This window comes from Chryseobacterium gambrini (assembly GCF_027920505.1).
GTDB classification, from domain to species: Bacteria; Bacteroidota; Bacteroidia; order Flavobacteriales; family Weeksellaceae; genus Chryseobacterium; species Chryseobacterium gambrini.
Genome location: NZ_CP115857.1, coordinates 3,132,910 through 3,145,852 on the forward strand (window position 1 = coordinate 3,132,910; position 12,943 = coordinate 3,145,852).

Below are 12,943 nucleotides of genomic sequence, written 5' to 3' on the forward strand. Positions count from 1 at the left end.
TGTGTACAATTCGGTATCTAAATTTCCGGATTTCCCGATTACTCTAATTTATTTAATATTATTCCCCATATCTTTTTCTTATGTAAATAATTTTAAACAAACTTTCCTTTATTCTGCATTTTTTTTCATTATATTTTTATTCGTTTACAGCGGTTTCGAGTGGAACAGTTTTCCCAGCTGGAAAAGTAAAGATGTTAATACCGTCTTTTTCCTGTGGATCTACAATTTATTTTCCTTATACTTTCACTTCTTCTTTTTCCTTTTTTTGTTAACGTTTCATATATATTATGCCATAGAATTTAAAAGCGTAAGAATACAGAACAACTTTGAACAGAAAAATGAAACCGTAGAGCCAGAACCCTCATTGTTATCCGACACCGAAATAAAAGAAGATAAATTGATGATTTTATACAGACGAATCATCGAGTATACCGAAAAGAATAAATTTTATCTGAATTCTAATGCCAGTATTTATGATTTAACACAATCTTTAAATACAAACAGAACCTATATTTCAGCAGCTTTAAACCAAAAAGGGAAAACCAATTTTAATGATTTTATAAATTCCTACAGAATAAATTTTGTAATACAGGAATTTCAAAAGGACATTCATAAAAAGTATACCTTAAAGGTCATCTACACAAGTGCGGGTTTCGTACATCAATCCCAGTTCAACAGAGCTTTCAAAAAAATTATGGGCAAATCTCCCAGAGAATATCTGAAAGATATAAACAGTTGAAATATCAGTAACATAAATTTTAGCCCTCAAAACCCTCAGAAAAGTTCCAAAATAGTGCGTTTTACTACTCATGCGTATAATTAAGGGGATGAGTATGTGTGAGAAGAATCCTCATTTGCTAATTTTACCTGAAATTTGTACCGTATAGTTTTAGCTAAATTTGGTTAAATACTATTTTTCCCGATGATGATACATTATGCATAACAGCATTTGAAATCATCTTCATCTTATTTGCCTTAAAATTTATTCTTAAAATTGAAATTCAGAGGGTTTAAGATCTATAAGTTAAGATAAAAATAGATTAATCAGGTTTTAAGTATATTTGCAATGTCGAATTTAAAGGGATTACTCAGTTAAATTCGATTCTAAAAAAACACACACGCAATGATTTACAAACTTTTCTTCGATAAAAAGGAAAGAGGTAATAATAATTTTGAAAATGATTACAATCATTTACTTAATCGTTATTTGCTTTTTCTCTTTTTTATATTCTTATTCTATTCCATATTTATTATTACTTTTTACAGAGATATTATTGCTTCTGTTTTTCTTACACTAATTGCCTTATTCTGGATATTGATGATTTCAATAGAAGATAAGGTGAAAAAGTTTCATAAAAATCTCAAAATAAGCGTCGTAAGTATTCTTGTGATGCTTACTCTCATCGTAAGTTTTTTTAATATCTACACTTCAAAAATGGTGGGGATGGAGTATTTTTATTTCAGTATTCTTTTCGCAATTCCTTTTTTCTTCAATTATCGCAAAGACAAAACTGAAATCTATTTTTTGGCTTTTTTCATCAGCTTTAATTTTATAGCCTGTCTCTACTATGATTTTAACTTTTTACCGAGAAGTAAATTTTTAGAAACAAAGGATTATATTACGATAAAGCTGTTCAATATTATATTTTCCATTGTTTCTTTCTTAATTGATATGGTATTCATAAGCAAGAAAGATGAACTGATAAACGGATTAATAAAAAACACAAAAATTAAAGACTCAACTATTGAAGATCTTATGAAAACCAACACTCAGCTCATGAAAAACCAGATGTTGGTAAATCATCTTACGGATGAAAACATTGAGGAAATCTTCAGATTGGCAGAGAAAAATTCATCTTTGTTTTTTGAGAAATTTCAAATCTTCTTTCCGGGTTTCATTCCCGCTATTTTGAAGATTAATCCAAATCTGATTCATTCTGAACTCTATTTTTGTGCATTAATGAAGCTGGATTTCGATACGAAAAAAATTGCACAGTGTACCAATAACAGCATAAGAGCTGTAGAGAGTAAAAAATACAGAATACGGAAAAAACTGAATATTCCTTCTGATACTAACATCAACAGCTTTCTTCTAAGGATATAGAGCCACAATGTAATTTCAGATTTTTATCAGCCTGTGCAGTGAATTTCTGTTAAAGCATTAACAGCCTGTGAGTTTTACTACGCGTGAGTAGTATTGCGTATTAAAATTTTGTAATATCATTTTTACAGAGGCTAATTTTGCAGAGATTATAATCTTTTACTTAAAATTTTAATCCAAAAAAAATAGAAAATGATGAATACAAAATCGACCAAATGTATAGCAAGATTATTATTGATTGCTCTCTTCTTTGCTTTTGAAAATTTTTTTTCGCAATACAATGGGGCAGTAGGGATTAATACTTCTTCGCCCAATTCCAATGCTGTTCTGGATATTGTTTCAGGAAATAAAAATAAAGGAATCCTTATTCCGCGCCTTACGGAAAACCAGAGAAATGCCATAGTCATAAACTCGGCAACCGATGATGGTCTTACGGTTTACAATACCACGGAAGACTGCCTGAACTACTGGAGCCTTGCAGACAATGAATGGAAAAGCGTCTGCGGACAGATAGGGAAATCTGTATTTACAATAGACTGTGCCAATACAAAAGCGAACGGGACTTATGTTGAGGGGAAGACTTTAAACACTTCGCATTATCTTACCGTTACCGTAAATGTGACCAAAAAGGGAAATTATACCATTACAGGGACAACTTCTAACGGATATAATTTCTACGGGACAGGCGTATTTTTAAGTACAGGGGTACAAACCGTACAGGTTCAGGGACAGGGAACACCCTCTGTGGTTCAGTCTGATACCGTACAGTTGTTTGCTAATGGAGTAAGTGTATCTTGTACTCCTGCTGTAACCGTTAATGTACTGAGCGCTGCGGGAACCTACTCAATTTCTTGTGGAAGCGCAACTGTGAATGGCGTTTATACAAAAGGCGTTGCTCTTGGAGCAGGTAATACAATAACATTGCCTGTTACAGTAACTGCTTTGGGAAGTTATTCCATAACAACAAATACTGTAGACGGAATCTCTTTCAGCGGTTCAGGAACCTTCACTTCTACAGGAAATCAGAACGTAACCCTATCCGGAACAGGAACACCAACTTCAACGGCAGATAAAGTAATGACAATTACTTCCAACAGTGCAGACGGAGCTTCTACCTGCAACGTTACCGTTGTAATGACAATACCTGTAAAAAAAGTTTTACATATAGGGAATGAAACGGTATATGGATACAGCGCTTTTACAGGACCATCCAGAAGTTTAATGGATTCGCAGACAAACTTTGGGACTACTGCTTCAAGTGTAGTAAAGTCAGGAGGATATACACACACTTCTTTGGGGGCGTCTCCTACAAGTGCAGCGCTATTAGCCGCTTTGAATAATAAGCCCGATCTGGTAATCATAGGATACAGCTATACACCCACTGCTTTAGAGGCATCTTACATTGCAAATTATTTAAACAAAAAAGGAGTGGTAATTGCTTTTCAGGACGAGGCATCATCTTCGCAGAATATGATGAGAGCAATTTTCTCGGATCCTACGATTTCTGCAAACGCCGGAGCCGGAGCCGGTTCTGTATATGCCCTTACCAATACAAATGATCCAATTCTTAACGGACCATTTGGAGATGTAAGAGGAAAGAATTGGGGAGAAGATGCATCAGGAACTATTAATGTAACGGGACTTACCAGCGGCTTTATTCCGTTCAGTTATGCACAGCCTATTAACAGCACCACTTCCAGAACCGGAATTACAGGTTTAAGACACAGCTCGCTGAACTTTATCTGGTTTGGAGACGGAGGATTTTTAAGCAATGAAAATGCCAACGGAAATCAATATACAAGTAATACAATAGAGCCTTTTGTGGCGCCAAGTTCAGGAGGATATTTTCCGGTAGAAAAATCAACATACGGATATGCAGGAAATGGATATGCGGCTGGAAGTATGCAGGTTCAGAATTCTATCATCTTTGCCAATGCTTTAGCTTGGGCTATAAAACAGGCAGAAACCAATGGTATTAATACACCGTAACAAATAAAATAATCACAATTACATAGTTTTTAAAGATAGCTTCTGCAGCATTCGTGTTGCGGGAGCTTTTGTTATGTAGCAGTAACAATAATAAATGCAGCCATAAATCAAAGTTTAAAAATTTGATTCAGAAAAATACTGATTAAAAAGCCCTTTTGAATTTTAAAAGTTAACATTAAACTAGTTTAAACTAATCTTAGAATTAACCACAAAAGGCAAAAAAGATAATGATAAAGCGAATTTTCAGAATAATCAAAGTAGCCAAAAGAATAAAAATCAGAGATTTTTAAGACTATTGTGATCTTTTTCATTGATAATCACCAAATTTAAATAAAAGTTTAGTTGATCTTTGTGACTTTTGTGGTTAAGTAAAGTTTAAACAGACTTATTTAAAAGTTTTTAAATCTTGCATTGAAATTGAATCCGTTTAACAAAAAAAGAGTATTCCTAAGGTTTTAAACTCCTTTCGAAATACTCTTTCTTAATTTTATTGTAAACAGAACTAATCGAAATTCTGCAATTCTACAAGTTTGTGGTAAACTCCTTTTTTCGCAATAAGATCATGATGGGTTCCCTGTTCCACGATATCTCCTTTTTCCATCACTACAATCCAATCTGCTTTCTGAATGGTGGAAAGTCTGTGGGCAATAACCAAAGACGTTCTGTTTTCCATCATTTTTTCCAGTGCATCCTGAACAAATCTTTCCGATTCGGTGTCCAAAGCAGAAGTTGCTTCATCCAGAATCATAATCGGTGGATTTTTCAGTACGGCTCTCGCAATGGAAACCCTTTGTTTCTGACCCCCTGAAAGCTTTCCTCCGTCATCTCCGATGTTAGAATCATATCCATCCGGAAGATTTGTGATAAAGTTATCTGCATTGGCAATTTTGGCTGCTGCAATTACCTCTTCTCTTGTGGCTTCAGGTTTCCCCATGAGAATATTATTGTACACCGTATCATTAAATAATACAGATTCCTGGGTAACCATCCCGAGAAGTTTACGGTACTCTTTTAACCTTAAATTTTTAATATTTACGCCATCAATCAGAATTTCACCTTCGGAAACATCGTAAAACCTTGCCAAAAGATTCGCGATCGTTGTTTTTCCGCTTCCGCTTTGTCCGACAAGAGCTACCGTTTTTCCTTTTGGAATGCTTAAAGAGAAATTTTTAAGAATGGCATGTTCTTTATCATAATAAAAACCGATATTTTTAAATTCAATGGCTTTATTAAGCGTTGAAATACTTACCGGATCGGCAACTTCCTCAATTTTCACATCAGCTTCAAGGATTTCCAAAACCCTGTGCAAAGAAGCTTCTCCTTTCTGTACGTTAGAAATCGACTGCGATAAACTTTTTACCGGAGGTAAAATCTGGAAGAACATTCCTAAAAAAACTAAAAAATCCTGTGGCGCAATGCTGTGTTCCACAACAATCTGCTTTCCGCCATACCATGCAATAATTAAGAACGTAACAGAACCAAGGAATTCACTGATCGGCGATGCCAGTTCTTTTTTTCTTCCCAATCGTATTGAGCTGTTGATCCACCTTTGCATAGAGCCCATAAAACGGCTGTCCATGATCTTTTCTGCACTGAAAATCTTAATTACTTTTGACGATTTTAAGGTTTCATCCACAATAGAGAAAATGGTTCCCATTTCATTCTGGGCTTCGTGAGAATCTTTTTTAAGACTTTTTCCGATTAAGGCGATTAAAGTTCCCATCACCGGTAAAACCAGAAGAGAAAAAAGCGTTAATTCAGAACTTAGCAGGAACAGACTTATTAAGGTACTCACAAGCATAAACGGAGCGTTAATCAGCTCCACTAAACTTCCTAAAATACTGCCTTCCACTTCGCCTACGTCATTAGACATACGCGACATCATATCTCCTTTTCTGCTCTCTGTAAAAAATGAAACTGGCAAAGCTAAAACCTTACGGTACATTTCTCCGCGCAGATCTTTCGTAACGCCTACACGATAATTAATCAACAGGAAAGATCCTAAATATCTGAAAAGGTTCCTCAGCAAAAACATAAATGCCGTGATGACGCAGAGCCATGCTAAAACATTCAGCGTACCATAATCATCCACCAAAGTCTGGATATAGTAATTGGAATAGTTTTTCAGATACGGAAATAAATCTGTAAGATTTCCGGAATATACAGGCGGAGATTCAAAATCTTCCCTTTTAATAGTTCCGAAAAGCATTCCCAAAACAGGAAGAATCGTTCCTAAAGAAGCAATCTGAAATACAGAATATAATAAGTTGAAAAATAAACTTCCGAAAATATATTTCTGGTGTGGTTTGGCGAATTTTAATATTTTTTTATATTCGTTCATTCAATGAAAAAATTGGATAGCAAAATTACGTAATTAAAATGATAAGACGTTTTTAATCGACTTTTACTTTATAATAAGTTGATGCACCACGTATTTTGTTACAGATTTTCGGGCAGATATTTCTCAGAAAAAACAAAGCCACCTGAAGAAAGGTAGCTTTAGATATCGAATTTTAAAATTTCACTTTATCGTTATACTTCGGTTCAAAATTCTTTGGTGAAAGTTTGTCTAAAGTTTTTCCGAAATTATTGATGATGGTGGTTAAATTCTCGAAATCCACAACATTTACATCATCGTTTTCATGATGATAATGCGTCGCTTTCGTCATGTCTACCGTGGAAAAAGAATGGGCAATAATTTTCTTTTTTACAAAGCTTACGTTGTCTGATCGGTAGAAAAGCTGTTCCGAAGCATAAGGATCGGGATTTATTTTTAAGCCGTTTGCCGCATTTTTATTAAACAATTCATCAAGATCCGAAAATTCATCACCCGTCATAAACAAAGCATTCTTTCCGAAAGCAGATTCTGTAGCCACCATTTCAAAATTGAAAAGAGCAGCCATATGATCATAAATTTGATTTAAATTTTCGTCTTTTGAAATAGCTCTGGAACCGAGCATTCCTTTTTCTTCTCCGTTAAATGCCATGAAAACCAAAGAAAACTCAGGTTTTTTATTTTTGAAATAATCTGCAATTCCTACCAGAGTGGTAATTCCGCTTGCATCATCATCGGCTCCGTTGTAAATATTGTCTTTGGGGTTATTGCTGGTTCCGATATGATCAAAATGTCCGGAAAAGCCTAAGAATTTATCCGTTTTTCCCTTTTTTACTCCGCAAACATTATAAACGGTTTTTTCTTTGTATATAAAAGGAACCAGATAAGAATTTCCGGTGCAGAAATCTAAATTGTTTTCTTTAAAAAGCTTTGCAATATAATTGGCGGCATTATCATTTTCCACAGTTCCGATTTCTCTGCCTTTCATTTCATCTGAAGCCAGTGTTGAAAGTATATTCCGTACTCTTTCTGAAGAGACTTCCTGCGCAAAAGAAAATATTGAAAACAGCGTAAAGGTAAGATAGGTGAGTTTTTTCATTTTTAATAATTTATAAACAATCTGTCGCAGTATAAACGGAAATGTTGCATACAAATATATTTAATTGAAAAATAATAGGAAAAACATCTCTTAAAGACGAATAATTCTGAAAATATACAAAATAAAAAACAGCTCCTGAAAGAAGCTGTTCTCACTCAAAAAATCGTTGTAAGGTTATCGAAGTCTGTCCACAGATTTTACGAGCCTCTCATCTTTTTTGATGTAAATGTTTGCAATAAGCAGACAGATCACCGCAATTAATGAGAAAACCGGCTCAATACCCTTCTCAGGAAAATCTATTCCTCCGGATAATTTTAGTAACCAGTACATCAATACACCAATCAACAAAGCGTTTATAATAATGCTGATGTTGTTCAGCAATATTTGTCTTTTTCTGTTTTTAAAGCTGAAAATACTGAGTACTCCCACCAAAACAAGGACGATACATCCGATATTGATCACAGGAAAGCTGTCTGAAATTACAACATCTTCTCCTGTAATGAACAGAAATACAGCAGCTAACACTGCTAAAAAAGTCCATATAGTCTGTATTCTTTGTAGCATTGAATATTAAATTCTACGCAAAAGTAATATAAATTTTGCACAATTCAAAAATAAGTGTAGATTTGCATTATACGAATGTACTTGAAAACAACAGTCACCTGACTTACTTTTCTTATTCACAATTAATTACATTTTTTACACTAAATATGTTTAACATTGAAACGTTAAGGTCAAAATCCGTAACGGAACTGACTAAAATCTTAAAGGATTTAGGCGTTAAAGTTGCAAGAAACAGCACTGAAAATGACAAAATCTTTGCAATTCTTGACTTTCAGGCTTCCAATCCAAAAGTAGCAAAAGAATATTTCAACGCTACTGAAACCAGTATGAATACTGAGGAAAAACCGGCAGAAAAACCTGCGAAGGCTACTGCCAGAAAAGCTGCTCCGAAAAAAACGACAGCTAAAACAAAAGCTGAAGCAAAACCTGCTGAAGAAACAAATCCTAAAGCAGAGGAAAAAGCTGAAGCAGAAGTAAAAGAAACCGTTTCTGAAGAACCTAAACCCGAAGAAACCAAAGCAGAACCTGCAGCAGCAACGGAAGAACAGACGGCAACAGGACAGGCTAAGAAAAAGAGGAAAAGAGTTTCTCCTGCCAATACAACCAACGCAGAAGCGCCTCAGGAAAAAATAGAAGCTCCCAAAAACACAGAATCCCAAGAATCTGCTCCAGCAGAAGAAAAGCCGAATAATACCCCTCAACATCAGGCTAGATCCCAAAAAGGACAAAACAACAATCCGAACAACAACGGAAACCAGCATAGAAATCAAAACCATAACCAAAATCCGAATCAAAACCAAAATCAGCATCAGAATAAGCAGCAACAGCAGCATTCTGAGAAAACGGAGGAACAGTACGAACAGCCTAAAAAGGAGTTCAGTTTCGACGGAATGGTAAGCATTGAAGGGGTTTTGGAAATTTTACCGGACAATTACGGATTTTTACGTTCTTCAGACTTCAGCTATATCTCTTCACCGGATGACGTATACGTTTCTACGGCACAGATCAGAAATTACAGCCTGAAAACAGGAGATACCGTAAAAGGGATTGTAAGATTACCGAAAGAAGGAGAAAAGTATTTTTCCTTATTAAGACCCACAGAAGTTAACGGACGTGATCTTGCTTTCATTAAAGACCGTGTGGCTTTTGAATATTTAACCCCGCTTTTCCCACAGGAAAAATTCAATCTTGCCGGAAAAGGCTCTACTATTTCTACCAGAGTAGTGGATCTTTTCGCACCCATCGGGAAAGGACAGAGAGCAATGATCGTTGCACAGCCGAAAACCGGTAAAACCATGTTGCTGAAAGATATTGCCAATTCTATCGCAGCCAATCATCCTGAAGTTTATATGATGGTTCTTCTGATCGACGAACGTCCGGAAGAGGTTACCGATATGGAAAGAAGCGTAAATGCAGAAGTTATTGCATCTACTTTTGATGAAGCGGCAGAAAAGCACGTAAAAGTGGCTAACCTTGTTCTGGCGAAAGCGCAGAGAATGGTAGAATGTGGACACGATGTGGTGATTTTATTAGACTCCATCACAAGATTGGCAAGAGCTTACAATACCGTAACTCCCGCATCGGGAAAAGTTTTATCGGGAGGTGTTGATGCGAATGCGCTTCACAAACCGAAAAGATTCTTCGGAGCTGCAAGAAAGATTGAAGGAGGAGGGTCTTTAACAATTATCGCAACGGCTCTTATTGACACTGGTTCTAAAATGGATGAGGTGATCTTTGAAGAATTTAAAGGAACAGGAAACATGGAACTTCAACTGGACAGAAAAATTGCCAACAGAAGAATTTATCCTGCTATCGATCTCGTTTCTTCAAGTACCCGTAGAGACGACCTGCTTCTGGATGAGGTAACTTCCCAGAGAATGTGGATCTTAAGAAAATATCTTTCTGAAATGAATCCAATCGAAGCAATGGAATTTGTAGACAAAAACATCAAAGGAACGTTGAATAACGAAGAATTCCTGATGTCGATGAATAAATAAATTGAATTTAATTTGTTAAAAGAAAGCACGGACGTTTAATGTTCGTGCTTTTTCGTTTTTAGTTTGAAATTAAATTATTCTTTTGGAGCTTTATCTCGCTTTCCGCACTCGCTATTTAATGATTTCGGCGGCGGCGAAGCCGCCGCCGAAATCATTAAATGAGCTCAGACAATTGCTGCAATCGAGGCTAGGGTTTTTGTCTGATATTTCAGTACATCATTGGATCCACAAAATTTGTGATCCTGAAAGAGTTCAATATAGCATTAAAATAAAGTCTGAAAAAATTCTTGTTTGAACCCTTTGATTTGTTATCAGCTTTAATTCAAAAATAAATTTTTCAAAATTGATAAGCTTCCGTCATTAGACTTTCTTACCATGAAAATTTAATTCATTCTAAATCAATATATCAATGTTAAAGATTTATTAAAGTAATCCCCATTTTTTGAATATAGATTAAATAATGGCTAAATTTGGGTAATAACATTAAAAATAAAATTATGTCATTTGAATTACCAAAACTAGGATATGCTTACGACGCATTAGAGCCGACAATAGATGCAAAAACAATGGAAATCCACCATACAAAACATCATCAAGCATATGTAGACAATTTAAATAATGCGATTAAAGGAACTGATCTTGAAGGAAAATCTATTGAAGAAATCTGCCAGACAGGAACTGATAAACCAGCAGTAAGAAACAATGGAGGAGGACACTTTAACCATACTTTATTCTGGGAAATTTTAACTCCGGGCGGAAGCAAAGAGCCTGTAGGAAATGTAAAAGCTGCTATCGAAGCTTACGGAGGTTTTGAAAAATTCAAGACAGATTTTTCTGATGCTGCTAAAACAAGATTCGGTTCAGGATGGGCTTGGTTGGTAAAAAATGCTGACGGTTCTGTTACCGTTTCTTCAACTCCAAACCAGGATAACCCGCTAATGCTTATTGCAGACGTAAAAGGAACTCCCGTTTTAGGACTTGACGTTTGGGAGCACGCTTATTATTTAAATTACCAAAACAGAAGACCTGATTATGTATCAGCATTCTTCGAAGTAGTAAACTGGGATAAAGTAGAAGAATTATTCAACAAATAATTATTCAACTATTTCATAAAAAAAGGTTCAGAATTGCTCTGAACCTTTTTTAGTATCTTGTGGTATCACTTCCCGAAAGTCCGTTCATTTTTAAACCATATTTCCAGTTTACATACGCAAAAACCTGATACAATTTGTATTCGAATTTAATACCGTATTTTTCTTTCGGATCATAGTCAATGGATGATTCTATCACATTTCTGTATCTTCCGGAACTATAGTAGGAATTCCATTCTGTGACCAGAAAAGTATTTCTGTTTTTCAGATAAGATTCAGAATATTGGCTGATTGGCTTGGCAATGGCATTCAGAAAATAATCAAACTGAGTATCGATTACCGTAAGATCCCATTCTCCATCATTATTCTTTGATGGTTTCATTTCCGACTTTTCTTTTTCATTTTTAGGATTGCTCTGCGCAGAGCAATAGACTGAAAATAAAGAAAGTATTAATAGTAAAACTAAATTTTTCATCTTATAAAGTTACAAAAAAAAAGACACTCAATCTGAGTGCCTTGTATTTTTATGGTTCTTTCTGGAGAACTACAAATGCCGGGAAGTGGTCGCTGTAACCGCCGGTAAACTGGTCGCCGTTCCATGATCGGAAAGGATATCCTTTGTAATTCCCTTCTTTATTCACTAAGTAAGCCGGAGCAAAAATTTCAGCCTTATAAACCGAATAATCTTTTGTTACCTGATCTGAAACTAAATTTTTAGAAACAATAATCTGGTCAAACAAATTCGGTGCATCCTGATACGCTAATGAAGCAACTCCTTTTTTATACAAAGGGTACATTAAGTTAAGATAAGGATTGGCATCACTTAAATCTTTCGGGCTTGGCTGTGCTTTCAGGTGATTTTTTAAACTTGCACTTACAGGATCATCATTAAAATCTCCCATTGCAAATAATTTTGTTGAAGGATCTGCTGCTCTTACACTGTCCATCTGTTGTTTCAGTAAAGCTGCTGCTGCATTTCTCTTAGGAAGAGAAACGGCTTCACCCCCTCTTCTTGAAGGCCAGTGATTCATAAAGAATGCTACCTTTTCATTATCAAGGAAACCTGTAACCACCAAGATATCTCTGGTATATTCTCTTTTTCCTTCGTCACCGAAAACTTTCAGTTCTTTTTTCAGAGAATTGGTAGGGGTAAATCTTCTTTTCTGATAAATCAAAGCCACATCAATTCCTCTGTAATCATAAGAATTGTAATGGATAATTCCGTAATCATATTTTTTCAGTGCCGGTTCATTAATAAGATCCTGAATAACCTGCCTGTTTTCCACCTCAATTAAACCTACGACTGCAGGAGCCGTTTTAGTGTATTGCGCTCCCATTTCAGAAATTACTTTGGCTTCGTTGGCAAGTTTCGCCTTATACACTTTCGTATTGTAGTTTTTAGCACTTTTTGGAGTGAATTCTTCCGAGCCGCCTTGGTATCTTACTACTTTTTTACCGATTAAAGCGCCATCGCTCCATGGTCCGTCGTATTTTTCAGCTTCTAAAAACTTAACGGAATCCAAAGGGATACTTCTGTGGAAAGCCGGATTTTTAATATCTTTAGTCCCGTCGATATAATCTGCTGACTGAATGGTGTCCCAAAGGTTTTCCACATTCAAAAAACCTACAGTAGCCACCTTTCTCAGTTTTCCCTGCTGTTGTGAAAATGCCATTATCGAAAAAATGATGGCAAAAAAACTCAAAAATTTCTTCATTCTCTTAGAGTTATTATTAATATTATTTAATCTGCAAATTTACTTTTTTTTA

General features: G+C 35.4%; 10 protein-coding genes. 5 read left to right on the forward strand and 5 right to left on the reverse strand.

Annotated features, from left to right (window positions below):
* Nucleotides 1-400: 400 nt before the first annotated feature.
* The 3 genes from PFY09_RS14315 (at nt 401) to PFY09_RS14325 (ending at nt 4,090) form a co-directional block, all read left to right on the forward strand.
* Nucleotides 401-739 (forward strand): helix-turn-helix domain-containing protein, encoded by a 339-nt coding sequence (locus tag PFY09_RS14315; RefSeq protein WP_123912231.1) that lies wholly within the window; start codon nt 401-403, stop codon nt 737-739.
* Between the two features lie 384 nt (nt 740-1,123).
* Nucleotides 1,124-2,104 (forward strand): helix-turn-helix transcriptional regulator, encoded by a 981-nt coding sequence (locus tag PFY09_RS14320; protein WP_268052470.1) that lies wholly within the window; start codon nt 1,124-1,126, stop codon nt 2,102-2,104.
* A 189-nt stretch (nt 2,105-2,293) separates the two neighbouring features.
* Nucleotides 2,294-4,090 (forward strand): immunoglobulin domain-containing family protein, encoded by a 1,797-nt coding sequence (locus PFY09_RS14325; protein WP_271160153.1) that lies wholly within the window; start codon nt 2,294-2,296, stop codon nt 4,088-4,090.
* Between the two features lie 502 nt (nt 4,091-4,592).
* Here the strand turns inward: PFY09_RS14325 and PFY09_RS14330 are convergent.
* The 3 genes from PFY09_RS14330 to PFY09_RS14340 all read right to left on the reverse strand — a co-directional run bounded on the left by PFY09_RS14330 (nt 4,593) and on the right by PFY09_RS14340 (nt 8,088).
* Entirely contained in the window at nt 4,593-6,431 is a 1,839-nt protein-coding gene (locus tag PFY09_RS14330) for an ABC transporter ATP-binding protein (RefSeq protein ID WP_271160154.1), read from the reverse strand.
* A gap of 172 nt (nt 6,432-6,603) precedes the next feature.
* Entirely contained in the window at nt 6,604-7,524 is a 921-nt protein-coding gene (locus PFY09_RS14335; protein ID WP_271160155.1) for a M28 family peptidase, read from the reverse strand.
* A 174-nt stretch (nt 7,525-7,698) separates the two neighbouring features.
* Nucleotides 7,699-8,088, reverse strand: a complete 390-nt coding sequence (locus tag PFY09_RS14340) for a DUF4293 family protein (protein ID WP_076391587.1) — start codon at nt 8,086-8,088, stop codon at nt 7,699-7,701.
* 146 nt (nt 8,089-8,234) lie between these two features.
* On the opposite strand from PFY09_RS14340, the gene rho reads away from it, so the two are divergent.
* A complete protein-coding gene (rho, locus tag PFY09_RS14345) occupies nt 8,235-10,085 on the forward strand; it encodes a transcription termination factor Rho (protein WP_271160156.1) in 1,851 nt (616 codons plus the stop codon).
* Nucleotides 10,086-10,582: 497 nt separating this feature from the next.
* On the forward strand, nt 10,583-11,179 hold the full coding sequence (locus PFY09_RS14350) for a superoxide dismutase (RefSeq protein WP_271160157.1): 597 nt from the start codon (nt 10,583-10,585) through the stop codon (nt 11,177-11,179).
* A gap of 49 nt (nt 11,180-11,228) precedes the next feature.
* On the opposite strand, the gene PFY09_RS14355 is transcribed toward PFY09_RS14350, so the two are convergent.
* Nucleotides 11,229-11,651, reverse strand: a complete 423-nt coding sequence (locus tag PFY09_RS14355) for a DUF6146 family protein (RefSeq protein WP_271160158.1) — start codon at nt 11,649-11,651, stop codon at nt 11,229-11,231.
* A 49-nt stretch (nt 11,652-11,700) separates the two neighbouring features.
* The gene (locus PFY09_RS14360; protein ID WP_116097241.1) at nt 11,701-12,891 is read right to left on the reverse strand and encodes an endonuclease/exonuclease/phosphatase family protein; all 1,191 of its coding nucleotides are present in this window, start codon (nt 12,889-12,891) and stop codon (nt 11,701-11,703) included.
* Between the last annotated feature and the right edge of the window lie 52 nt (nt 12,892-12,943).